Raw genomic sequence first — 24,989 nt, 5'->3', positions numbered from 1 at the left:
GGCCTCCGTGGCACAGTCCTGCAACCGCTGCACCTAATTTCCAAACAAGGCCTTCTGCCGGGGCGCGGGTGCGGGCGTGCTGGGCTTCGGCTGCGCCGGGTTGCCGCGGATGCGCTGCGCCTCCTGCAGTTCCTTTTCCGTCGGCGGCTTGCGTTCATCCTTGTTGCCGCCGCCGAAAATGCGCGGATGCCACTTGGTATCACCGATGGTGCCGGAACCTTTGTAGGCCAGCAGCTGCGTCACAGGAAACAGCAGAATGCCCAGCCCCCTCATGCGCACCTCGGCATTGAAATCAATGTCATCCCGGATGAAGTCGATGTTTCCACGGCTGAAAATGCGGAAGGCGCTCGACTCCGCCTCCACGTTCTGCGTCAGGATGAAGCCGTCCGCCACCTCGTAGGTGCAGTCCGCCCGCTTGGCCACGTTGTAGCCTTTGATCTTCGTGGGCAGAAACGCGCCAATGATCGGCGTCAGCGGTCCCAGCACCGGCAGCGCCAGCAGGTTGCCATTCACGATGATCAGCGCACCGCCGCCTTTCAGCGCCTTCCAGTCATTCATGCGCCCGGTGAATTTGAAATGGCCGCTGATGTCTCCCACGCTCTCATTGCCCGGGGAGTACACCTGCGCAAAGCGCTGAAAGCTCAGCGCATTCATGCGCAGCTCTCCGTCATAGGAGTCCGGCTCGCGGTTCTCATTCAGATTCACCTTCAAAGTCATGCCGCCGCCCAGCACATCCGCAGACACGTCGATCTTCGCCAGCCCATCCCGGTTGTGCACAATCGCGCGCACATCCTCAAACGGCAGCTTGCGGTTAAACACGCTGTACGGAAAGCGCCCCGCACGCACGTCCACATCGTACCCCTTCACCCCGGATGCCAGGTTCACCGCGCCCTGCACATTCAGCGTGTCGCCAAACAGACGCCCGCTGAAATCGAAGTTCAGCATGCTGCCCAGGATGTGCACTTCACCGTTCGGCGCATTGATGGGGTAGTCCTCGTTCCACAGCATGTAATGCGCGCCGCCCACCGGGTTTTTGAAAGTGACCTTGTAGTTGTTGCGCTGCGGATTGTTTTTGAATCCGATCGTGCCGTTTGCGACGACGTCTGTCCCTGCGGAAAAGCGATACTGCGCTATCTGGTCCGCCACCTTCGGAGCGAACGCCCGGACCACCCCCGCGGCATCCGCACTGGCATGCACGTTCACCAGCCGCAGCCACTTCTCGTTGTCGTCATCGTTCACGAACACCAGGTCAGCCCTCACCGGGCCATCCGCACGCTGCACCCGCACATTGGCGTAGTTTTGAAAGTCTCCAAAGAACGCCAGATCCATTTCCGCCGACTCAAAGTGCACCCCCTTGTAGCTGAAATTGCGCACCATTCCATGGCCGGAGCTGGGGCACAGACGCAGATTCGGCTTCGGTCCGGCGCATGCCATGTGCACATCAATGTAGGAGTCCTCGTTGAACTCAAACCGCTGGATGATCTCCCGCGTCTTCGCCTGCTGCACAAAAGGCATGAACACCGTCGGGTCCATGCGCAGCGCCAGATTGTACTTCATGCCCTCCGTGCGATGGATCATCAGGTCCAGCCCCAGGGATCCGGTCTTGTGCTTCAGCAGCGCGTCACGCACGAAGATTCCTTCACGTTTGGCGCCCAGGGTCAGGCTGAGCGAATTGAAAACCTCGCCCCGGCTGCCAAACCGGCCGCAGTCCAGCCGGCCGGTCACCTCGGCAGGCAGAAAGTCATCCGCTGCCGGCTTGTTCAGAAAAATGCTGCCTTCCAGCGCCAGATTCGGCGCCTCATAAAACACCACCTCACGCAGCTGCTCGCTGCTGAAAAATGCCCGTGCCAGGCCTGGAAGATCCGCGCTCGAAGTGAGCCTGAAGCGCAGGTAGTCGGCGCCAAACCGCCACGTGGCGGTGGCATCCATCGTACCCAGGTGGTCCCGCAGATGCAGCCGCTTCAGGTCAATGAATCCGCCGTCATACTCCGCCTCTGCCACGAGCTCCTTCCACACATAGTCTTCAAACACCAGACCGTCCGCCTGGAACAGCATTTCTGCCTTCAGTTCATCCAGGCGGTCCAGTGCGCCTGAGACTTTCACGCTTAGCGTTGGCACATGCGGAGCGCGAAACCGCGCCAGCCAGTCCAGGCCCTGCTGGATCTTCACGCGGTGCTCCCGCATGGCGTTCAGACGGTCTTGGGCGCTCATCCCCTGCTGGCTTTCATCTGGCTTCGGCAGCTCCACCACGCCGCTGACAAGGATCTGCAGTCCGTCGGACAACAGCCCTTCCGCATGCCGGATGTCCAGCCGCCTTCCCTCCAGCAGCGCTCTTGCACTAAGGTCCTTCACCTCGATCACCGTCCGTTGAGGGCTGTCAGGATCCACCGGCAGCGCCACGCTGGCGTGCAGCAGTTCCATGCCGTTAATTTTGATCCGTCCTTCGACCAGGCTGCCAAAATCCACATCCAGATTCAGGCGGTCCACCGCCGCCACCACGTGAACTTTTTTGGCATCATTGAACACCTTCACCCCTTCGGCCACCAGTCCGCCAAAGGGGTTGATCGTCAGATGCTCGAAATTCAGATGCACCCCGTGCTGCGCCAGCTCCCCCGTCACAAACCCGTGCCAGCGCTCATGAAATGACGCCGTGGTCAAATACACGCTGCCCGCCAGCAAAAAACTGGCGGCCGAAAACAGCAAAAGTCGGCGCAGAAAGCGGAACATGAACGCGGAAATCTACCCACGCCCTCTGGATAAACAACCGTCAACAACCGTCAACCACTGCAAACTCTTCTACCGGTACTGTTCCGGCCTGCCGATGGGGAACAGTCCCAGAGGCGCGATCTGGCTGGCCCGCAGCTTCTCCGGTCCTATGCTGGGCGCATCCTCAGCCAAAAACACCGCCACCTGGATCAATCCCGTGCGTCCCTGCGGGCTGGTATCAAACAACACCGCATCGCTTCTCACCGCCTTGAACAGCATCGGTCCCTGTGAGGAATGGTCCAGAGTCAGCGTGCCCTTTGGCTCCATGCGCAGGGTGCCTCTCCCCAGCGAGGCAGTGCGCCCCGTCTGCAGGTCCTTGCCATCCACTCCCACTCCGAGCTGCAGCGGCATGGGCGTGCGGTTTTTCAAGACGATGCGGTAGGCCTGATTGGGCAGCCCCGCGACAAACAGAATGCCGCCGCAGAGGTAGGACTCGATCCATTTCCCCGTCGCCACATCCTGCACGGCGAGGTCCACGGTCCCATCTCCCATGCGCGCAAATCCCCCCTGCCTGTCAGGCACGTCTCCCTGCCGGTCCATCAAGTCCGCAACTTGTTCCGGTGTGGCATACACCACGCGGGCCACCATGTGGGGCGTCTTCGTCGTCTGCTCCGCGCGCGCTGGGAAACCCTGCTGAAAGAGATTGGAGTCCTGCTGCCAGGCGGGGCGCAGCGGAGCGATGGTGCTGCCGCAAGATGCCAGCAGGCCTGTGCCCGCGATTGCCACTGTTCTGATCCATGCCGATGTCCTGCCTGCTTTCCCTGATGTCATGCTGAATGCGCTGTTGTCTTGATTTGAAAAGTAACACGCACCAAGCCGGACACTTCTTCCACCGAACGACGCACCTCGCAGCCCAGGAGCTTCTCGATCATCTCGCATTCAAGTTCATCCACCATGTCATAGCGCGCCGCCAGTTCCCGCAGCGGGCGGTGGTGCTCCACCAGCAAGAGCCGGCCCTGCGCATCGGTTTCGCAGGCGCTCAGGCAGCCGTCCGCACTGCGCAGCCGCGCCAGCTGCCTGGCACGCTCCTCCACCGTGGTGACTCTGGCCAGTTTGGCGCTCCAGGCCTCTGTCTTGGCCAGGAAATAGGAATAGAGCAGCTTCGGGGGAGCGCTCTCGCCATAGACTTTCTCCGCCGTGGTCAGCAGGTCCAGCGTCACCGCCGGCCCGCAGTTCATGAAGAGCACATCGGCCTTCGGCGTCAGGCGGTACAGTTTTTCGGGGCGCCCAGCCGCCTTCGGCCGCCTCCAGGTGTCCAGAAACCCCGCCTTCTCCAGCTCCACGCAGTGCTGCTTCACGCCCATGTAGCTCATCTTCATGGCCGTGCACAGCTCCTTCACCGTCAGGCCGGTGGAATGCTTCAGCCGCTGGATGATGTCCAGCGCTGGCGAGTGCAGCATTTCTCGAAGCAGATTAAGCATGGTTGATTTGCCGTGAGACTAGCGCCGCTGTCCGCCCTGCGCAATGCTCCGCCTCCCTCAACTGATCAGCAGCAAACGCGGCGGCTGCCCGGCCAGCGTCTCCGGTGCACGGTGCACACATGGAGGCACCGGGCTGCCCGGATACTCCGTGGCGATGCGCCACAGCGGACCGACGCCAAAGGAGAACGGCAGGGCATGCTGCAGCGGGGTGTAATGCAGATCTAAATAATGCTCGTGCAGGAACTCCCGAAAGCCCTCGTCATCGGCTCCACCGTAAATATTCCGCAGTTCCGCCCGGAATTCCGGCACGTCCACCCTTCGTCTTACCTCTTCATTGCTCAGCCCTTCGGAGGTGGCGCCAAAATACGTGCACAAATACGTGTCCGCCTCCACCGTCGCGCTGTCCACATGCCAGGACTGCACGTCCGTGCGCAGCAGCTCCGGCTCGATCTCGTTCACATAGCCATGAATGCAGTCCAGACTGGGCTGCAAATCGCGCGCACGCAGCAGCTCCTGATCCTGCAGCAGAATCTCCCGCGCCACGCCGCCCGCATCGCTCAAATCCAGCGTCCGCAGACGCGCCTCATCAATGCTGGTGATCCCCTTCCCCACCGCCAGCTTTTCCACGATCTCTCCAAAATCCCCCGCCAGCTCACGCGGCCAGCACAGGGCATTGATGCCGTTTCGCATCGGCGTCTCCACCAGTTCCTCAAAGCTGCCCACGATTTTGATGCGCGGGTAGTCCTGGAGAGAGTCTAGAAGCTCAGAAAACGAGGTCATGAATGGAGATACCGCGACTTCATAGCGTCAGTTCGCCTCCTGGACCATGAATTCTTCGGCATTCTCACCATCTGCAGCGTTGCATTTACCCCCAGGGTCTGATGCAATTCCGCACCGTGAATAAAATAACTTTTTATGCAGGCCTGACACTTTGCCTCATCAGCGCAGTGCTCCTGGCCGCCGAACCATCCCCCAGGATCGTTCCTATCGACTGCGAGGTGATGCGTGCTGACGGCACACCCGCGGCAGACGTGGAGGTCTTTGTCAGCTGCACCAATCCCCGCGCCATCGTAAATCCCATCCTCGCCACCGGCCGCACGGATGCGAAGGGCCGATTCCACAGCCAATGCCAGCATCCCAATCCTTCCGACATCCTGGGTGCTCAGGTGTTGGCAGTCGCCCCAGATGGCCAGGTTGGCACGGATCTGGTTTCCCTGGTCAATCCCTCCGGCGAGCCCAGGGCCATCAAAATCACCCTTGGCCCTTCGGCCGATGCACAAATACAGGTACTTCAGCCAGACGGCCAGCCCGCAGCCAATCTTGACGTCTGGGTCACCAGCTTCACCGGCAAGCAACTGCGCACAGAACGATTTCCCAAAATGGGCAGCGTTTCCAAACTCCCCGGCGACCTGTGGAAAGCCACCACCGATCAGGAAGGGCGCTGCACCATCACCCGTCTGCCGCGGGATACCGGCATCTATTTCCGCCATGCCGACAGCCGCTTTGCCCAGCCCTATGGCAGGTACACCTCATACACCGGAGCACCCGCAAAAAACGACGGAGCAGTGCACAAGATCGCCCTGACAAAGCCGGGCGCGCTGCGCGGACGCATCGTGGATGGCAGCAATGCCCCCGCGGCCGGTGTGCTCGTTTCCATCATCGAAACCCATCCCTACAAAACAGCGTATGGCGATGACGTCCGCACGCAGGAGGACGGCACCTTCACCCTGCCCCAGATCCCTCCGTCCACCTACAGGCTGCGGCTCACACTGTACCCGCCGCTGAGCGATGTGTGGGTCAGCCCCGAACTGAAGCAAAACGCGGTACGGGAGGGCGAGACCATGGACGTGGGAGACATCCCTCTCGAACGCGCCGCCGTCGTGACCGCAGAAGTCGTGGATGAAGACACGGGAAAGACAGTGGACGAGCCCATCATTTTCCAGCTTCCCGCCGGCAGGCACCTGCTTCGCTACCGCATGCAGCGCTTCCCGCCCAAAGGCTACCACGTCAGTGGCGATCACCTCGAAGTCACCGTGAATGTTCAGAACGGCGAGCGAAAGACCATCCAGTTCAAGCTGCAGCCGGTGAAGCCCGCGGACATGGTCACCGGCACAGTGCTGGGCCTGGATGGCAAGCCAGCCGCCAACGTCTCCGTCATGCTCACCACCGAACACTCCTGGGCGGCAGCCGAGCGCACCAAAACCAAGGACAACGGCACTTTCACCATCATGGTCCCTGCCGAAGCCAAAGGCGTCGCCGCCATCGCCTGGGATGGCGCCAGATCCATGTCAGAGATCACCCCGGCCCAGCGCGGCCAGTCAGTCACTGTCCAGCTCAAAAACGACGGCTTTGCCCGCGTCGAAGGCCGTGTCACCGATGACAGCGGCTTCCCCATCAAAGGCGCCAAGGTGCGGTGGTCAGCACCTAAGCTTCGGGTCAGCCTGATGGAAAATTTCGATCACATCCCCGACCTCGTCCCGGAAACCATCGACACCGACGCCGATGGCCGCTACGTCATTCCCCGTCTGTGGACGAACCTGGACCCGTTCATCGTCTGCAGTGCGGAAGGCTACAATCGGGAGGCGCTGCGTGCGGTCAAACTGCTGCCGAACAAGACGAAGCAGCTTTCATTCAAGCTCATACAGCCGGGGCACAAAGTCACTGGCATCGTGGTGGACGGCTCCGGAAATCCCATCGAGGGCGCCGAGATTCGTTTTCAAGGCGACAACCAGCCCGGTCTCTACAACAACACCAAGACCGACGCCAAGGGAGCCTTCCAAATCGGGCCTTTGGTGGCAGGCCGGCTCTACCTCACCGCCATCCAGATCACGCCAGAATTCAGCCGCGAGATCGACCAGTTCATCACCGTCCCCTCCAATGAAGTGCGCCTGGTGCTGCCCGATGCCGAGGGCACGGTCAGCGGCGTCGTGCTGGACCACACCGGCAAGCCCGTGCCCGATGCCGAGATCACCGCAGACCTGCTCTCCCGCAACACCCACACCGATGCCCAGGGCCGCTTCCAGCTTACCGGTCTGGTCAAAGGCTGGTTTCACATCACCGCCTCCGCACGCAATGCCCAGTCCAAAAAAATTTACCGCGGTCAACGCGTCAAAACCGGCACCACCACGCTGGAGCTGCGCCTGCCAGAGCATCCTCGCGAAATCCCTTCCCGCCCCGAGCAGCCGCTCAATTTGATCGGCCAGGTCGCACCCCCCTTGCAGGTCGAAACCTGGATCAACTCTCCGGCTCTCGCCGCCAAAGCCAGCACCAAAGTCCGCATCATCGACTTCTGGGGCCTCCAGTGCGGCCCCTGTCTGGCCGCCCTGCCAAAGGTCGCCACGTTCTGGCAGGAGCATCAGCACGAAGACTTGGAAATCATCGCGCGATGCAGCTATCCCGCCGAGGAAGTCCGCGAATTCCTCGCCAAACATCCCGACTACACCTTCCCCGTCGCCATCGCGCCCGAAGACTCATCCGGCGCTCGCGACTACGACATCCACGGCATCCCCACCTACGTCGTGATTGACCGCAGCGGCAAAATCATTTCTCACAGCCACGACTGGCAGGCCGCCACCCTCGCGGCACTTGCTGCGATGAAGAAGTAAGCTATCCGGCTTTGTTAGAGCATTTTAATGATGTGCAGCCAATAGATGCAGGGAAAAACTCACAGAGTATCGCGAGTGCGCCAGCAAAGTGGTTCGCTCAGTCCTCTGAGCGATGTCTGGGCTTTCGATCACGCTGGGAGCCGCACAGAGGACTGTGCGGATCACTATGTGCGCCAGCCTTCGGCTTGCGAATTCAGCGCAGTTCCGTGCGGGCATAAACAATTTAAATCGCCCTACCCCACCCCCACATGCCTTGCCTGCCGGCTCCCCGCAGTGCTCTTCTTCGTTCCTTCACGCTCACATGTTTTCGCCCCGCTCAGCCGCAGCCCCTCACGTCCCGGCACCCGGTTCCAATCCTGCATCATCGTTGAAGCCGCGAGCTCAATCGGCACCCCACACTCCTGCGTTAGATAATCAAACAGCGACTGCGCCAGCACCGGCAGCGCGATCTGATGCGTGCGCTTCAGCTTCTTATACAAGCTCTCAGCAAAAGACATAAAGGCGACAAACGGCGACTCGTTCTGCTGCCACAGCAGCTCTAGCACAGCAGTAAAGTTCCCGCTGTTGGCCACCATGTCCCAGTAGCGTGCAAAGCGCCTCATGCGCTGCATTTCCACAAAGGGAATGTCCCGGTTCTCCAGCATCTCATAGGGTGGCACTGGCGAGTACTTCATCTCATACTCCGCATCATGCCGCACGATCGGCGTGCCGCGCAGTCGTTTCAAAATGCCCACCTGAATCTCCTGCGGCCCCATCTTCACCAGCCGGTCAAACCCACGCCCAAAGCTCGCCACATCCTCGCCCGGTAGTCCCACAATCAAGTCCGCATGCACATGAATGCCCGTCTGCTCGCGCAGAAAGTGCAGGTTGTCCTCCAGCCGCGTCAGATTCTGCCGCCGGCTGATGTTCTTCGACGTCGCTTCATCAAACGTCTGAATCCCCACCTCAAACTGCACCGCGCCTACGGGAAACTCACGAATGATGCCGCGTAGCTGCTCCGGCAGCCGGTCCGGCACCATTTCAAAGTGCAGGAACATCCCGTCCCGCCAGCGATCCAGAAAGAAGCGCAGGATCGCCATGCTCGTCGGCAGGTGCAGATTGAAGGTGCGGTCCACAAACTTGAAAGTCAGCGCCCCTCGATCCAGCAGCCCCTGCATCGCCTGCAAAAACGCCTCCAGCCCAAAGGCACGCACCGGCACATCCAGCGATGACAAACAAAACTCGCAGGTGAAAGGGCAGCCACGCGAAGCCTCCACATACAGGATGCGGTGCGCCAGATCTTCTTTCGTGTACAGGTCATACGGCAGCGCCACTTTCTCCAGAGTCGGCAGCCCGGCCGCCATCACCTTCGGCAGCGCAGCCTTTGCCGCCTCATCCTCTCCCAGCAGCACGCCGCACACCTCGGCAAATTTCAGGTCAGCCTCCCCCGTGATCACATGGTCCGCCAGCGCCACAATCGGCTGCCCGTCCCATTCATAAGAAACCTCCGGCCCGCCGAGCACAATGCGAATCCCCGGCCTCAGCCGCCGCAGCATCCCCAGCACCTCCGTCGTCTCCACCACATTCCAGATGTAAATGCCAAAGCCCACGATGCGTGGCTCCTGCGCCAGCACCGCCTCCACGATCTCCAGCGGCGCTTGGTTGATCTGAAACTCCATCATGCACGCCCGCTCCCGCAGCGCCCCCAGGTTCGCCATCAGGTAGCGCAGTCCGAAGGAGCTGTGGATGTATTTCGCGTTGAGCGTGGCAAGGACGATTTCGGGCATCTCCCCCGAGTGTCGCCGAGCAGGCGGTGCGCGGCAAACACCTTTGCGGCATCCACCCAACAGCCCGCAGACACGCTTACCCCCGCCCGGAGGCAGGATCCGCCAGAAGGGTGGCATGCCCGTTGCTACCAGAACCAAGTCATTCATGAAACAACTGCATCCAAGTCACCTCTTCCTCTTCACCGCCCTGCTGCTGTGCATCTACATCGTGGTTGCTCACCTCGACTAGGCGGGGCGGTCAGGTTGAATTTTCAGCACCAGGTCGCGTCGTTTTCCGTTATTTTGGAAGGATCGGGCGAATCTGCCTGCCCGAACTCCTTCAGGGGGGATTTGAGCATCCGTCCACTCATGGACGGGCGATCAGGAATGCACCCAAACGACCGCAGGGGACGTTTGACATTGCAACACTCCCGCGCCTAACCTCGCGCTCACCGATCCCGCAGTACATGCAAGACACCCTCCCGCAGCCTGAGAAGGAGTTCCGCTCCTTCGGTCATGGCTTTTGGTCCGACAAAAACGTCGCCCCTTCCGACTGGAACAGCGCCACCTGGCAGCTCAAGAACCGGATCACCACGCTCAAGCAGCTTGAAGAGCATCTGACGCTTACCGAGGAGGAACGCGCAGGCGTGCTCCTCTCCGGCAACAAGCTGGCCATGGCCATCACGCCACACTACTTCAATCTCATTGATCCCGAAGACCCCGGCTGCCCCATCCGCCGCCAGGTCATTCCCCGCATCGAAGAAACTTGGGAAGACCCGGATGAAATGAGCGACCCCTGTGGCGAAGACAGCCACATGCCCGTCCCCGGTCTCGTCCACCGCTACCCGGACCGCGTGCTCTTCCTCGTCACCGACCGCTGCGCCAGCTACTGCCGCTACTGCACCCGCAGCCGCGTCGTCTCCGGCGTGGGCGAGCAGGAACTTCACACCGAATTCGAGGCCGCCTTCCGCTATCTGGAACGTCACACCGAAGTGCGCGACGTCCTCCTCTCCGGCGGCGATCCCCTGCTCTTCTCAGACGCCAAGCTCGACGCCCTGCTCACCCGCCTGCGCGCCATCAAGCACATCGAATTCGTCCGCATCGGCAGCCGCGTGCCCATCTTCGTGCCGCAGCGCATCACGCCCGAGCTTTGCAAAATGCTGCAAAAGCACCACCCGCTGTGGCTCAGCATCCACACCAATCACCCCCGCGAACTCACCACCGAAGTCCGCGACGCCCTCGCCCTGCTGGCCAATCACGGCGTCCCACTCGGCAATCAAAGCGTCCTCCTCCGCGGCGTGAACGACAACGCCGAAATCATGAAGAGCCTCGTGCAAAAGCTCCTCATGTGCCGCGTCCGCCCGTACTACCTCTACCAGTGCGATCTCATCCAGGGCAGCTCCCACCTGCGCACCAGCGTCGCTGACGGCATCGACATCATCGAGCAGCTCCGCGGCCACACCACCGGCTACGCCGTCCCCCAGTTCGTCATCGACGCCCCCGGCGGCGGCGGCAAAGTCCCCCTCAACCCCGACTACGTCCTCGTCCGCGACGAACAACGCGTCGTCATCCGCAACTACGAAGGCAAAACATTCGAGTACCCGGAACCGGCGTTAGTTCGGAGATAAGAGTTTTATTGGCCGGCGCCTCAGTTCTACATGGTTAACCGTGGGTCACGCCGCCCTACAGCTCATTGCTGAACCGCGCAGGCGTCCGGCATGATGGGAACTCCCCTCAGTTCCACAGGAACTGAGCTACGTGGGGCTGCCGCCCCAGCGAAGCAAAGTAGCTTTGTTCCTGCGGAACAAAGAACGCTCCGTATCCCCCTAAACTCTTAACAATGTGGAATTAAAACCGCCCGCCATCCACCATGAACTGCTGCGCGGTGCACGCCGCTCCATCATCCGCCGCCAGGAACAGCACCATCTGCGCAAACTCCTCGGGCAGGATGCGGCGCTTGAGGGCCTGATCGCGCATCGTGCCAGCCTCGCCTTCGGGGGACCACCATTTCGTAAGCTGACGCTCCGTGGGCACCCAACCGGGCAGCACGGTATTCACGCGCACACCATGGGGGCCAAAGGTCCGCGCCATCGTGCGTGTGATCCCCTCCACCGCTGACTTGGCGATGGCGTATCCGGGGAAAAAATCCTCCTGCATCATGTAGCTGCTGGAGCCGATGTTGATCACCGAGCCGTGTGCGGCGGCGATCATCTGCGGCGCCAGGGCCTGGATGGCAAAGAAGTAGTGGCGCAGATTGGTGTTGATCCGGTTGTCAAAATACTCCGGTGTCACGTCCTGCCATTCATGGCGGTCATCGTTGGCGGCGTTGTTGACCAGCACGGTCACGTTGCCCAGATCCCGCACCGCCGCCTCACAGGCAGCCTTCAGAGCCTCGATGTTCAGCAGATCGACCTCATAAAACAAGGGCGCGTGCACCACCCCTGCGTCGCGGCAGCGCTGGATCGTGGCATGGGCATACTCCACATTCTTGTCCACAAAGGCCACACGGCTGCCCTGGCGGGCGAACTGTTCCACCAGCGCACGGCCGATGCCATCGGCACCTCCCGTGATGAAAACAGTGCGATCAATGAGGGAAGGATAACGGGCGTATTGGGCGAGCATAAAAAAGTCTATTGTCTGTCAGGTCTTAGAGCAGGGTTTAAGTCAGCCGGGGTGTTTTGAAACTTCACGGCGAAGAGGTCGGCATCGGACATGACAAATCTGAGCTTGATCACTTCGCCTTTCAGTCTGGCCACATCACGCTCTTTCTTCCAGGTCACCACACGGTCGATGTGGTCACCGTATATGGGATCACACGCATCCAGCGAAAAACCGGGAACGGGCCTGCCATCCGCATCCTGGATTTCCACCTGCATCTGTCCTGCGGCACTCGTTGCATAATTGATCGTCAGCTCACTGCCCTCAAAAGTCAGCGGCTTGGTGATGAACTCTCCGCCTTCCAGCGGGGCGTTCACCGAGACAAAACCATCCAGCCGCAGCGTATAACGCCGGCCATTCGTAAGGAACAGAGACAGCTCCGTATCTCCAGTCTGATGAATGCCGATCGCCGCATAGTTCGCGCGGTTCGCCCATCCCTCCTTGCTCAGCCCAGGACGGATCAGGCTCTGCGTGAAGAGACGGTCATAGGTCTCCCCTCCGCGTGTGCTCATGAAGAGGATGTCCGTCGCCGCGCCACGTTTCTCCATGAATCGCGTGGGCAGGGCCAGATAAAGATGAGGCGCCCTGAAGTAGGGCTGCGTGCATGCCGTGTAGAGATGCTCACCCGGCAGGTTCGCCTTCATCTCGACGAACGGCGTCCAATGAATGAAATCCTGCGAGGTCGTGCGGGCGATGCCGCGCAATCCGCCAATGAAGCGGCGGAAGTAGCAGACGTAGCACTGCTCAGTTTCGCTCCAGAATGAGTAATTCTGCGAATCAAAGTATTTCCCCCAGTCCTCCGGAATCACCGCCTCATCACGCAGTTTTTTCCAGTGGATGCCATCGGGTGAAACAAAAGCTTTCAAGCCGCCGGGACCACGCTTCTCACGCACAGCCTGCTGATGCGACTGGTACGCCAGACCGCCCAGCGCCTTGTATTTCTCCTCGGCGGGCACTCCCGGCCGGGTGTCAATAAACGGCGTGAAATTGTGATTCACCATGAACTCGTTCATGAGGATGATGTTCCCTTCTGGAAAGGTGGGATGCTCGTGAAGCCCCAGCTTGGGCAGCGTCCAGTGGATGCCGTCCGCACTCTCCGCATAGAGGGTCACTTCGCCGTCATGATAAGCCTCGATGCCCTGGTTTTTCCACGTCACCTTGGGATCTTTGTCGCCGCGATAATAAAATTGAAACTTGTCCGGCGCCCGCAGCACCGTGGCATAATGCCCATGCGGGCGTGCCTGCGGCACCGGCTGCATGAGCTGCGGTTCATGAAGCTTGAGCACCGTGTTTTTAAGCTCCCCCACCAGCAGCCGGTCCACAAACAGTTCACGTCTCGACCCAATCGCGACAGCATCGTCCGCACCCTTTGCCGAGAACAGCATTCCGGCCATGAATGAAATGATCAGCAGCAGCCAACGTTGGCGTTGAATGAATGGGTGGATCTTCATGAAGCTAAGTTTGAGTGCACTTTGGCCCTGCTTTAACGGACTCTTGGCCATAGGCGCCGTGGACAGAAACGCACAATGGTCTGCGGAATCTTGAGCGAAAGCTCCAGGTAGTGCAAAAATTGTCTCACCTCTCGATCAACCCCACCGCAGCGTCAGGTTCCGGAGCAGTGCTTCGATAAAGTTTCTCAAGGTTTCGGAAACCGAAAACAGTCACGTCTCCACAGCATGAACCCCACAGGTGCACCAACCATCCACAACAGCCGAGCTCCGATGGAATTCAATTCACGAAACTGTGCACCAACCCCCACCCCGCTCAGAAACGCGAAGCGGCTGTACTGCACCGCCGCACGCAGCAGCCGCAGCGGTGCCGTGAAAAACCAGCCGCTCTCGCAATCGAGCACCATCTTGAACATGAGACGATGCCCTTCGGCATTCGTGCGCGGATTGCCCGGTCCATGGACGAGCGAGGGAGCATCCGTCCAGTAGATGCGCAGTTCCTCATTGATGTGCCGGGTTTTAAAGCGCTTGGACACCTGGCACCAGATGTAGGACTCCGGAATGAAGTTGCCCGAGACCTTCTCCGGATAGGGATACTGGCGCAGCACATCCACCCGCAGAAAGCCCCACTTCTCCCCGCGCACCTTGTGCCGGTACTCAAGTTCAGCAGCGGAACAGTCGAGCGGGTCGGATGGAAAGCGCGAGCCAACGAGCTGACCGTTCTGGTCCTGGCACAGACCGGTGACGCCGGAAAATGAATCGCGTCTGTCAGCCGGAATGCTTTCCCAGTGGTGCTTCAGACGCGCGAGCGCCTCCGGCACACAGCCGTCATCGGAATCAAGCTTGATGCTGAACTGGCCCCGGGCTTCGCGCAGTGCGAGATTGTGCACATGGTGCGCACCGCGATGCGGCTCATGCAGATAGCGCAGGGGAAAAACCGCCTCGCTTTGATAACGCGCCATCAAAGCGGGCGTGTCATCGGTGGAGCCGTCGTCGATCACCAGCCACTCAAAATCACGCAACGTCTGCGCCTGCAGGCTTTCAAACACACGGTGCAGCGTGTGAGCACGATTGAAGGTGGGCGTAAAAACCGTGAACAGCGGCATGGAGTGCGCAACGAATGGCTGGAGATCCGGCGATATTCTACCCGTATGTTGCTTAAATCTCAGTAAGCGTTGTCCCGCTTGAAGAAGGTCAGCAGCATGATCTGGAAATCGAGCCACAGGCTCCAGTTCTCGAGGTACCAGAGGTCGCACTGGATGCGCTCGCCAAGATCAGTATCACCCCGAAGCCCGTTCACCTGCGCCCAGCCGGTCATGCCGGGCTTGGAATGGTGGCGTGCATTGTAGTGCGGGATTTGATGTTTGAAGCCGGCAATAAGCTCCGGACGCTCGGGCCGCGGTCCGACGAGGCTCATCTCCCCCTTCAGCACGTTCCAGAACTGCGGCAGTTCATCGATATTCCATTTGCGCATGAAGGCCCCCACCTTGAGACGACGCGGATCGTCTTTGACGCACCATTGAGCACCTTTGGCCGCTTCCGCGTTCATCTTCATGGAGCGAATTTTGATGATGTCGAACGACACACCGTTGCAGCCCCAGCGCCGCTGACGGTAGAACACCGATCCACGTGACTCCAGCCAGACGATGGCGCTGAACAAAGCGATGACCGGCGCGCTCAGCACCAGACCAATGGTGGCGCCAACGATATCGACCACCCGTTTGGCCATCACATTGAGCGTGTCGTCCAGAGGCAGACGTGTCACCCCCAGCACCGGAGTACCCGCGATGGTTTCGAGCGTAAGCCCCGATACAAACACTCGAAAATACGATGGGATGACCTTGAACTGAATCATTTCCCGTTCGCAAAGATTCGCGATGGTGATCATCTGCTCGCGGGGGCCGTGCAAATCCGCCACCACCACCATGTCCACCGCATGAGCGCTGACGAGTTGCTCCACTTCGCTCAGGTCTCCCAGGCAAGGCACGACCTCGTCCTGGGGGCAGCCGTCCTCAGGGCTTCCGGTCCGGACCCAGCCCATGATGTCAAAGCTACCCGTCTGATCCCGCTTCATGGTCTTCCACAGCGCCACCGCTTCGGCATTCCACCCCACGAACAGCGTGCGCTGCTGCAAGGCCTCAATGCGTCCCGGAGCACGCAGGCAGGAGATAAACAAAACGCGCCAGCCCAGAAGCAGCAGCAAGGCTGTGGCCCCATTGAGCATGACATAAACGCGGGAGATGCTCGGCTCCAATTTCAAAGCGAGCGTGATGGCAAGGAATCCTGCCGTCCACACCAGCACTCCTTTGGCAATCTTCGAGGACACCCAGCGGCTGCGAAGCAGCACATTCTTGTGGTAAATCTCCTGCCAGCCCAGCACGAGTATCAAAGACAAGCTGCCCAGCGCCGTGTGGCCGCTGTACTGCCGGAAGGTCATCTCATCGAAGTTGCCAAACTCCCGGATGATGGTGTGGAAGCGCAGCCAGTAGGCTGAATACGCAGCCAGCAGGGCCATCACCAGATCTCCCAAGATGCTGACCAGCACCCAGAAGTGGGGGGAGAGCTGTTCTTTTTCGCGCCAAGCACGCCGGGCTTCTAGGGCCTGGTAGGCTGGGCCAGAGCCTAAAATATTGGAATTGGAGTGGATGGTGTCCATGGCTGCTAATACTGAATACCTAAATTATACTCAGTATAGATTTAGCCGCAAGACAATCCTATGGTAATTATCTCTTTTTTGGAAGAATAATCGATTCAGCGTACCACTTTTGAGAATGTGGAAACTGGTTCCGCGTAATGGACGGCGGGGAATTGAAAGCCAGGGGAGCGCTTTGGGAGATTTTTGCCCGGGAGGGGCTGAGGAATCAAAAGGTAAGCTTCATGCCTATGGCGATTCCGCGGGCTGGGAGGGGCATACGGTCTTTGAGGAGGGAGGTGTGCTCGCGGGCTTCGGCATTGGTGAGGTTCAGGCCTTTGATGTAGAAATCGGTCGTGGTGGGGCCTTGCTTGAGGCGGTAGGTGAGAGAGAGATTGACCATGAAGTAGCTGCTGGTTCTGGATTCATTGATGGCGAGCCGGGCCTGGGGTGCTGCATAAATGCCTTCCAAGCGGGCACCGAAGGCACCGCGATCAAACATCAAAGCACTGGAGAGATGGAAGGGTGGGATGCGGGGGAGGGAGAGACCGGTTTGTTTGTCGCGGGCACGCACGGCATCGGCTCGGAACTGCAGGTGGAGGTTGTTTGGATTGGCCGAAGGATCGGTCGTGATGGGATGGAGCAAATGAAAGGTGGTCTCGAGTTCGGAGCCGAGGAACTCGGCGCTGGTGGCCTGGTAAACGAGCTCGTTGTAGCTCTCTCCGCCGACGACGTGGACGATGCCGGTGGGGAACTGGCCGATGAAGTTGCTGTAGCGGTTGTAGTAGCCGCTGAGGCTGCCAGTGATCCAGCCGGTGCGTTTCTTTACATTGAGATCGAAGCCGAGAGATTTTTCGGGGTTGAGATTGGGATTGCCGATTTCAAAGGCCCCTGTGGCGGAGTGGGTGCCATTGGCAAACAGTTCCTGGTAGGTGGGTGCGCGTTCGGCGTGGTTGATGGTGAAGGTGACGGCGTAGGCGTCGTTCGGTGTGAAGACGAGGCCGAGTGAGCCGCTGAAGGTGCCAAAGGTTCTGGCGAGGGCGGGGCCAAAGGCGGCGCTGGCGAGTGACTCGACGCCGGAGTGATCATAGCGTCCGCTGAACTGGAAGCTCAAAGGGCCACGGGCGATGTCTTCGAAGAGAAAGAGGGAGTTTGCCTGGGTAATCGTGGGTGGAAGAAAGGCCTCGCTGCCTGCGGTGCTGAACTCGCTGCGGCCGGACTGGAAGCCGACGGTGCCTTCCATGCCGGCGATTCTTTCGTGCTTCACTTCCACGCGGCCGTCATAGCCGTTGTTCTTGAAGAGGGTGGAGGGCTGGCCGCTGTCGTATTCGGTGTGCTGGTAGCTGGAAGTGGCGAGCTTGTAGCTGAGTTCCTTGATGAGGGGCAGCGGTTTGTAGAAGGCACCACGGACATCGAGACGCTGCTGGTGCATGTCGATGACGACGTTGGGTTCGGCGGGAGAGCCGTAGTTGGTGTGGAATTCGGTCCAGGCGAAGCCGAAGAAGCCTTTGTCCCAGATGTAGCTGAGGCCGCTGGTGACGCCTTCGGAGCGGAGGTTGCTGTTGGGCATGACTTTGCTGACTTCTTTGTCGCCTGGAGGCAGAGGGTTCCTGGTCTGCTCGGCTGTGGTGCGGGCATTGCCGGGGATGCGGAAGTCTTCGGCGGCGCGGGTGAAGGCCTCGACGTGGAAGGCGAGGCCTTTATAGCCGCCTTCGATCATGGCGCTGGTGAGGTAGCCATTGTCCACGGAGGTGTAACGGTCATTGAGGGCGCCGCGGATGGTGCCGTCGAGTTTTTCCTCCACGATGCGGCCGTCGAGGGAGTTCACGACGCCGCCGATGGCGTTGGGGCCGTAGAGGAGGGTGGCGGGGCCGCGGACGACTTCGACGGATTTGAGGTTGGAGGTGTCGAAACTGACGGCGTGATCAGGGCTGGTGGCGGAGGCGTCGATGGTGTTGAGGCCGTTTTGGAGGATGCGGACGCGGTCGCCATCGAGGCCGCGGAGGATGGGGCGGCTGGCGGCGGGGCCGAAGTAGGAGCTGCTGACGCCGGGCATGCGGGCGAGGGTCTGGCCGAGGCTGGGTTCGAGGGCGAGGGTGAGGTTCTGGCCGCTGAGGACGGAGGGGGCTGGGTCCAGTTTTGGGGCCGCTGGCGCTGTAATAACCATCTCTTCCATAGGTATCTCAATATCAGAGGGGGCGGCTTTAATCACCCTGGGGCCAAATCGTGTGTCCGTTGCAATCACCTGAGGGCGAAATTGTGTGTCGTTTTTAATCAATTGGGGGCGGAGTTGTGTGTCGGATTCCGCAAAAACGGAGGCCCAGGCGGGGAAGAGGAACAGCGCGAAGAGGGGGCTGAGAGGGCGGGAAATAGTGCAAGTGAGTTGCATAATCGCGGTTTATATGCAATCAGTTTGCAATTGCAAATCATTTGTATTTTCGTTTTTCCATGTCCTAGTTCTTTTTTATGAAGCACCTCATCCGATCTCTTTGCTTTCTGGCCGCTGCTCTTCCGACTTTTGCCACTACCAAGGTGGCGACGCTGCATCCGATCCTGGCTGACCTGGCGCAGCAGGTGGGTGGAGCGAATGTGGAGGTGGTGGAGATCTTGAAACCGGGGGCGGATATTCATCACTTTGAGCCGGCACCGAAGGATCTGGCGGCGATGAAGGGGGCGAAGGTGCTGCTGGCTTCAGGAAAAGGGCTGGAGAGCTTTCTTGATAAGCTGCGGGACAGTCTGGGCGCGGATGTGAAGCTGGTGGAGGTGGGGGCGAAGATTCCGTCCATTCCGTTTGAGGAGCATCACCATGAGCATGCGGAGAAAGGCAAGGATGAGAAAGATCATGATGAGGAGCATGACCATCATCACCATGGGGCGGAGGATCCGCATTGGTGGCACAGTGCTGAGAACATGAAGCGCGCGGCGCGGATTGTGGCGGATGAGCTGAGCGCGGTGGATCCGGCGAATGCGAGTGCGTATGCGGCAAGGGCGAAGGCGGCGAGCAAGCGCTTTGGAGAATTGAAGAGCTGGGCGCAGAAGGAGATTTCGAAAGTGGGGAAGAAGGATCGGCTGCTGGTGACGGCGCATGGGGCGTTTGGGTATTTCTGCAAGGAGTATGGGTTTGAGCCGATCTCGCTGCTGGGTATTGGTCGCAGTGATGATGCGTCTTCGAAGCATGTGGCGGAAACGATCGAGGAGATCCGTGAGCATGGGATCAAGGCGATCTTTCCGGAGGATCAGGCGAATCCGAAAGTGCTGGCGGAGATCGCGCGGAGCACGGGGGTGAAGATTGGGGAGCCGCTGATTGCTGATGGCACGGCCAAGGTGGCGCACACGTTTGAGACGATGCTGGCGCACAATGTGAGGTCGATCGTGGCGGCGCTGGCTCCGGCGGCGCCTGCGAAGTGAGTGTGACGTGAGCTATCGAAAACGGAATAGCATCTGAGCAGCCATGAGATTCACCACAAAGGCACGATGAACACAGAGATTTCCAATCCAGATCTGTGTCAGGACTCTGTGTTCATCGTGTCTCTGTGGTTAAATAAATCCGCCCTTCCATCCCAACCCCTTTTTATCATTTGCTGATGTCATGCGTGGTTTTCCGCCGATTCAGATTATTCTGCTGTGCCTCATGTTTGTGGTGCTGGCGGTGCCGTTGAGTCAGTTGACGGGGACGGTGAATGTGGCGAAGGCGAAGGAGGCTACGGCGGTGAAGGGGGTGGAGGAGAAGGGTGTGAAGGCGCTGGTGCGGGTGCGGTATGCGCACAAGCCGGTGAAGCTGAGCGTGAAAATCGGGGAGAAGGAGCAGATCGCTGGGATTGAGGACACGCCGCTTGAATGGAGGAGTTCCCTGCCCTCTCCACATGACGGGGTGGACGTTTTTGTTCAGGCGACGTGGCCGGAAGGCACGCCGGATACAGCCCTGACGCTGGAAGTTGAGCCGGATGGGCTGGCTTCGCGGAGTGAGACGCGGTGGTCTTCAGGCGGAAGCATGGATGAGGTGATCACGTTTATTTGGAAATGAAATGAGATGAGATGAGTGCCGCAACGAGCCATGCCCATGACAAAACGAAGGAGCACGTCTGCTGGGGCGGTGGGTGTGCGCATACGGCGCATCACCGGCTGGAGGTGGTGGATCTGAGCGTGCAGTATCAGGAGGTGCGGGCGCTGGAGCACATTCATTTTGCGACGGAGTGTGGGCGGAGCATGGCGCTGATTGGGCCGAATGGGGCGGGCAAGAGCACGCTGTTGAAGTCGCTGGCGGGGATTATACCCGGAGATAAAGGAAAGATTTTGTGGCGGGGGAAGCCGCTGACGCGGAGCAGCCATGAGATTGCGTATCTGCCGCAGCGTGGGGACGTGGATTGGAATTTTCCGATCACGGTGCGCGGGCTGGTGGAGATGGGGCGGTATCCGAACCTGGGGTGGTGGCGGCAGTATTCGAAGCATGATGCCGAGATCGTGGAGCGGGCGCTGATGAGCATGAATCTGTGTGATCTGCAGGATCGGCAGATCAGCGCGCTTTCGGGCGGGCAGCAGCAGCGGGCGTTTATTGCGCGGGCGTTGGCGCAGGAGGCGCATGTGCTGCTGCTGGATGAGCCGTTTACGGGGCTGGACAAGCCGGCGCAGGAGAATCTGAGCCGGCTGTTTAAAGAGCTGACGGCGGAGGGGCGGCTATTAATTGCGAGTCATCATGATCTGCAGACGGTGACGAACATCTTTGATGATGTGCTCTTGATCAGGAGGCATCAGGTGGTGTTTGGGCCGGTGGCGGAGGCGTTTACGCCAGAGCATGTGGCGGCGGCGTATGACAACTTGGAACCGGCGGAGAGGCAGGAACAGAAATCTTAACCGCTAATAGGACGCTGATATGACGCTAATCCGATCCTCCAGAATTCTGCACCGCAAGAGATTGGAAAAACGCAGAGGCCAGAGTTTGATGAGACTGAAGACTTAAATGGAGAAAGACCTCTTTTTTAACCACAGAGACACGATGGGACACAGAGATTTCCAAGCATGCGGATACGCAAAGCCAAGCAGAAGAATTTTAACCACTAATCGAACACTAATCACACACTAATCCGAGCCTCCAGAATTTTTATGCCTCAGATCCGGTCTGAACATTAGTGTTTTATTAGTGTTCGATTAGTGGTTTCAAAATCTGGTTCTTCCGAGGCAATTTTTATTCTTTTTCGCCATGTCCACTTTTGCTGATTTTCTTGCTGAACCGATTGCCAAGCGGACGCTGATGGCGTGTTTGATGATTGGGTTTGCGAACGGGTTTGTGAGTGCGTTTGTGGTGCTGCGGAAGGATGCGCTCAAAATCGGGACGCTGTCGCATTCGCTGCTGCCGGGGATTGCGCTGGCGGTGCTGATCGCGGGGCTGACGCAGTGGAGTGCGCTGGGCGGGGCGATCTTTGCGGCGCTGATCGTGGGGCTGGGGTCGATCTTTCTTTCGCGGACGTCGCGGCTGGATCAGGACACGGCCATGGGGGTGCTGTACACGACGGCGTTTGCGGGCGGGGTGCTGATTTTGAAGAATCTGGACATGCGGCAGAAGCTGGATGAGTGGCTGTTTGGCAGCATCGTGGGCATGGCGGACTCGGATTTGTGGATCGCGTTTGGGATCAGCGCGATTGCGGTGATCACGCTGACGACGCTGCAACGGCCGCTGCTCATCTATCTGTTTGAGCCGAACATTGCGGCGAGCCTGGGGGTGCCGGTGCGGCTCTTGAATTATGCGACGTTTGCGGTGACGATTCTGGTGCTGATTTCATCGCTGCAGGCGGTGGGCTGCATTCTGAGCGTGGGGCTGATGGTGGCTCCTGCGGCGACGGTTTATCTGCTGACGAACAATGCGCGGACGTTGTTCTGGGGCGGGGGTATTATCGGAGCGATTGGGTCGGTGGCGGCGTTCTTTTTGTCGTATCCGCTGGGGTGGAGTGTGAGTGCGACGATCATTGTGGTGCTGGGGGTGTTCTTTGTGATCGCGTATGTTTTCAGTCCGAAGTATGGGCTGTTTAGCAGGCGTCGGGGGGTGGCGTGAGGGGGGCGTAAACAATCATCCGATTTACACGCCGCTGTGATTCAATGCTTTAGAAGCTATTTAATTACAAACCGCCTAAGAAATTGTTGCGCTTTTAGTGCTAGTCATCATAATGAATACGACCGTCAACAAACTTAAGTTTGCATGCAACCAGACCAAAACAAGGAATGTCCGAACTGCATTTGCTAACTGGTTTGCAAGTGGATCGGAGCATAAAATATCAGAATTAAAAAAGCTTTTAGGCCCACAGGTTCACGATTTGATGAGCTTTGAATTATCCATTTTAAAACTGGTCGAAACATAGCCACAACCTATGATTATCTTAGTCTACTCTCTCGCAGGTGTGGGTTTAAGCATCACCCCTGAACCGGCTTTAATTCATGTGGGTGACCGGGTCGTTTGGAAACTGTTATTTTTTAACGGAAGATTGGCGCAATCTATTAAAATTAAGTGCACAATTTATTTCGAAAAAAGCAACCCTTTTAAAGGTAACAGTAACAAGGACTTTACCGCGTATGGGCAATCGATTAAATATCCACCTGCATCTCCAGTAAGCGAGGAGAATGGCGAAGTAATCATAGATGCTGGCAAGGCCTCCGAAGCAGGGCATTACAAGTATGGCATTCGGATAACCAATGCTGAAACAGAAGAAATAATTAGTGATGACGACCCCGCATTAATCGTTTTACCATAAAGATCACAATGCCGTATGTAATTGAACTCATGTGCATCGGTGGCGATTATTATTCGTTGCTAAAATCGTCCGCAGACCAACTAAACGGAGTTCAGAATGAATTCATTTTTCGCCTAACCGCCGAATCTAACAGAACTGATGGGATTGACTTCAAAAGAAGAGAATATAATTCAGAAGATATTTGGGCTTTCTTGAAAAACCACCGAGATAGTCAAGGCGGGCATCGCCCTTACATAATTGCATTTATCAACGCGCCGCTACAGTCCCCTAAATTGGCAAATTTGTTTGGATCTCATCAAGCTAAAAGCGGATTAGCCGTTGTTACACTGCATTCAAGTGCGCAATATGTCAAAGAAGAGAGGCGATACTGTAGTTACTATTTGACTCGTTACGCTCTTAGCTTCGTCAACCCTTCAATTAAAAGCCATAATGAGCCCGAACATAAATTTTGTTACTTTCACAGAAAAATAGACAAACGAGACATTCGCGAGTCAATGGACTCAGGCTTGTTGTGTGATGAATGCGAGAAAAATTTAGGTCCCGCGCAAGGCTCCACGGAGAAAAAAATCAGCACTTTGGAACGAGCGGCGCTTAAAAAAATGCGCGAACTTGTAAGTGGTGACTATCCACATGCCATCGTTATGAAGGGCGGAGGGGTAAAGGGATTGGCATTCGCAGGCGCTTTAATTGAAATAGAAAAGCATTTTTGGTTTGATCGTCACGTTGGAACATCAGCAGGAGCAATCACTGCGCTTCTTTTGGCGGCAGAATACTCACCACATGAATTGGGTGAAATTCTGTCAAAAAAGAATTTTCTCGATTTTTTGGATTCAAGTTGGTGGAGACTTCCATGGAATTTCATTCGCCATTTCGGATTATTTCCCGGAGAACACTTCCGGCTTTGGATGGCAGAATTGCTTGCTAACAGCAAAAAGATTGGATCCTCAAGGGTTGGTGAGATCTTTATGGAGGACTTAAATGGAGCGTTACTCTATGCTTGCCGAAAGGGATCTGGGGCAATAGATTTTGATTCAAATGGCAGACGGAAAGAAACGGTAGCTGCCTTTGCCGCACGATGCAGCATGTCAATACCACTGTTTTTTTATCCTCAGAGCGTTGATGGGCGAAGAGTTTATGACGGTGGACTTCGAAATAATTTTCCATTGAAAACTTTCATGGAAAGTCACCCGGGAAAACCTTACGTCGCTCTTTACTTAGGAAAGCGCGATGACTCTAACCAAAGATTCATGGGAACTGAGTTGCTAGATATAGTGGTTGATGGAGATGAACGCGAAACCGTCGATAAAAACCTGAATAACGTAGTGGTGATCGATACGAGTCCAATTGGCACTATTGATTTCAACCTGAACTCTACCGAAAAAAGATTTCTTCTCAATATTGGCAAGGCATCTGCACTTCGTTTCTTACTGAGAAAAAATCTGGACGATGGCCCAGATGAAGCTGCAGTTCTTGCAGCTGAGAAACTAGCGGAGTCTGATCGTGTTGTTATAATTCAACAGCGCAAACGAAGGCGTCGATGGAGAATTGGTGTATTTGGATTGCTCTTACTTGGAGGACTCTTGTTCAAATATTGGAACACAGTCTTCAATTGGTGCCATTTATCGTGGCAGTTCTGGTAAGCTCCTGAGTTTTGCCATCAAAAGCAGACACGTTGCTATGTGGATGGGGCGCTTTGAAGCAACGATGGCGTGGGCACGGAGTAACGATTACTCGAAAATCATGGGTTCCAAGTGATGCAGGTAGGAGTGCCTGCATCATTTGGAACCCGTTCGGCGCGACTGGGCTAATTTGAGTCTTTGAGGGGGCCGGGGTATTCTTGGACGACTTCGTGGGTGAGGGTGCGCCAGAGGGCGAGGGCGAGGGCGAGGGCGAGGGCGAGGGCGAGGGCGAGGGCGAGGGCGAGGGCGAGGGCGAGGGCGAGGGCGAGGGCGAGGGCGAGGGCGAGGGCGAGGG

At 58.0% G+C, this 24,989-nt stretch carries 18 protein-coding genes; 8 read left to right on the top strand and 10 right to left on the bottom strand.

The genetic code is table 11. The annotated features are described in order from the left end of the window. Positions 1 to 33: 33 nt before the first annotated feature. The 4 genes from ACILSR_RS32130 to ACILSR_RS32115 all read right to left on the bottom strand — a co-directional run bounded on the left by ACILSR_RS32130 (position 34) and on the right by ACILSR_RS32115 (position 4,967). On the bottom strand, positions 34 to 2,727 hold the full coding sequence (locus tag ACILSR_RS32130) for a hypothetical protein (protein WP_395753923.1): 2,694 nt from the start codon (positions 2,725 to 2,727) through the stop codon (positions 34 to 36). A 69-nt stretch (positions 2,728 to 2,796) separates the two neighbouring features. Beyond that, positions 2,797 to 3,537: a hypothetical protein gene (locus tag ACILSR_RS32125; RefSeq protein WP_395753922.1), complete on the bottom strand. Its 741-nt coding sequence runs from the start codon at positions 3,535 to 3,537 to the stop codon at positions 2,797 to 2,799. Next, entirely contained in the window at positions 3,534 to 4,187 is a 654-nt protein-coding gene (locus tag ACILSR_RS32120) for a helix-turn-helix transcriptional regulator (protein WP_395753921.1), read from the bottom strand. Before ACILSR_RS32120 ends, ACILSR_RS32125 begins: the two co-directional genes overlap by 4 nt. 57 nt (positions 4,188 to 4,244) lie before the next feature. Then, on the bottom strand, positions 4,245 to 4,967 hold the full coding sequence (locus ACILSR_RS32115; RefSeq protein ID WP_395753920.1) for a hypothetical protein: 723 nt from the start codon (positions 4,965 to 4,967) through the stop codon (positions 4,245 to 4,247). A gap of 116 nt (positions 4,968 to 5,083) precedes the next feature. Here ACILSR_RS32115 and ACILSR_RS32110 point away from each other — a divergent pair, with 116 nt between their 5' ends. Further along, the gene (locus ACILSR_RS32110) at positions 5,084 to 7,792 is read left to right on the top strand and encodes a carboxypeptidase regulatory-like domain-containing protein (RefSeq protein WP_395753919.1); all 2,709 of its coding nucleotides are present in this window, start codon (positions 5,084 to 5,086) and stop codon (positions 7,790 to 7,792) included. Positions 7,793 to 8,025: 233 nt separating this feature from the next. Here ACILSR_RS32110 and ACILSR_RS32105 read toward each other — a convergent pair whose 3' ends face one another. Next, a complete protein-coding gene (locus ACILSR_RS32105) occupies positions 8,026 to 9,558 on the bottom strand; it encodes a DUF4080 domain-containing protein (protein ID WP_395753918.1) in 1,533 nt (510 codons plus the stop codon). A gap of 446 nt (positions 9,559 to 10,004) precedes the next feature. Between ACILSR_RS32105 and ACILSR_RS32100 the strand changes: the two genes are divergently transcribed. Then, complete coding sequence (locus ACILSR_RS32100) at positions 10,005 to 11,165, top strand: KamA family radical SAM protein (protein WP_395753917.1); 1,161 nt, start codon at positions 10,005 to 10,007, stop codon at positions 11,163 to 11,165. A gap of 220 nt (positions 11,166 to 11,385) precedes the next feature. Here the strand turns inward: ACILSR_RS32100 and ACILSR_RS32095 are convergent, their stop codons facing one another. The 5 genes from ACILSR_RS32095 to ACILSR_RS32075 form a co-directional block, all read right to left on the bottom strand. Next, entirely contained in the window at positions 11,386 to 12,159 is a 774-nt protein-coding gene (locus ACILSR_RS32095; protein ID WP_395753916.1) for an SDR family NAD(P)-dependent oxidoreductase, read from the bottom strand. Positions 12,160 to 12,167: 8 nt separating this feature from the next. Beyond that, entirely contained in the window at positions 12,168 to 13,646 is a 1,479-nt protein-coding gene (locus ACILSR_RS32090) for a hypothetical protein (protein ID WP_395753915.1), read from the bottom strand. Between the two features lie 185 nt (positions 13,647 to 13,831). Further along, positions 13,832 to 14,749: a glycosyltransferase family 2 protein gene (locus tag ACILSR_RS32085; protein WP_395753914.1), complete on the bottom strand. Its 918-nt coding sequence runs from the start codon at positions 14,747 to 14,749 to the stop codon at positions 13,832 to 13,834. 59 nt (positions 14,750 to 14,808) lie between these two features. Continuing rightward, positions 14,809 to 16,299, bottom strand: coding sequence for an exopolysaccharide biosynthesis polyprenyl glycosylphosphotransferase (locus ACILSR_RS32080; protein WP_395753913.1), 1,491 nt, complete (start codon positions 16,297 to 16,299; stop codon positions 14,809 to 14,811). A gap of 205 nt (positions 16,300 to 16,504) precedes the next feature. Then, positions 16,505 to 18,451, bottom strand: a complete 1,947-nt coding sequence (locus ACILSR_RS32075; RefSeq protein WP_395753912.1) for a TonB-dependent receptor — start codon at positions 18,449 to 18,451, stop codon at positions 16,505 to 16,507. Positions 18,452 to 18,741: 290 nt separating this feature from the next. Between ACILSR_RS32075 and ACILSR_RS32070 the strand changes: the two genes are divergently transcribed. The 6 genes from ACILSR_RS32070 (at position 18,742) to ACILSR_RS32045 (ending at position 24,655) form a co-directional block, all read left to right on the top strand. After that, the gene (locus ACILSR_RS32070; RefSeq protein ID WP_395753911.1) at positions 18,742 to 19,683 is read left to right on the top strand and encodes a metal ABC transporter substrate-binding protein; all 942 of its coding nucleotides are present in this window, start codon (positions 18,742 to 18,744) and stop codon (positions 19,681 to 19,683) included. Positions 19,684 to 19,864: 181 nt separating this feature from the next. Next, complete coding sequence (locus tag ACILSR_RS32065) at positions 19,865 to 20,299, top strand: hypothetical protein (RefSeq protein WP_395753910.1); 435 nt, start codon at positions 19,865 to 19,867, stop codon at positions 20,297 to 20,299. A gap of 11 nt (positions 20,300 to 20,310) precedes the next feature. Continuing rightward, the gene (locus ACILSR_RS32060; protein WP_395753909.1) at positions 20,311 to 21,126 is read left to right on the top strand and encodes a metal ABC transporter ATP-binding protein; all 816 of its coding nucleotides are present in this window, start codon (positions 20,311 to 20,313) and stop codon (positions 21,124 to 21,126) included. Positions 21,127 to 21,472: 346 nt separating this feature from the next. Then, the gene (locus ACILSR_RS32055) at positions 21,473 to 22,321 is read left to right on the top strand and encodes a metal ABC transporter permease (RefSeq protein ID WP_395753908.1); all 849 of its coding nucleotides are present in this window, start codon (positions 21,473 to 21,475) and stop codon (positions 22,319 to 22,321) included. A gap of 313 nt (positions 22,322 to 22,634) precedes the next feature. Next, the gene (locus tag ACILSR_RS32050) at positions 22,635 to 23,015 is read left to right on the top strand and encodes a hypothetical protein (protein ID WP_395753907.1); all 381 of its coding nucleotides are present in this window, start codon (positions 22,635 to 22,637) and stop codon (positions 23,013 to 23,015) included. Between the two features lie 29 nt (positions 23,016 to 23,044). Further along, positions 23,045 to 24,655: a patatin-like phospholipase family protein gene (locus tag ACILSR_RS32045; RefSeq protein WP_395753906.1), complete on the top strand. Its 1,611-nt coding sequence runs from the start codon at positions 23,045 to 23,047 to the stop codon at positions 24,653 to 24,655. The last annotated feature ends 334 nt before the right edge of the window (positions 24,656 to 24,989 follow it).

This window comes from Prosthecobacter sp., from assembly GCF_044222565.1.
In the GTDB taxonomy this organism is placed as follows: Bacteria; Verrucomicrobiota; Verrucomicrobiia; order Verrucomicrobiales; family Verrucomicrobiaceae; genus Prosthecobacter.
This window is presented reverse-complemented; position numbering and strand designations above follow the sequence as displayed.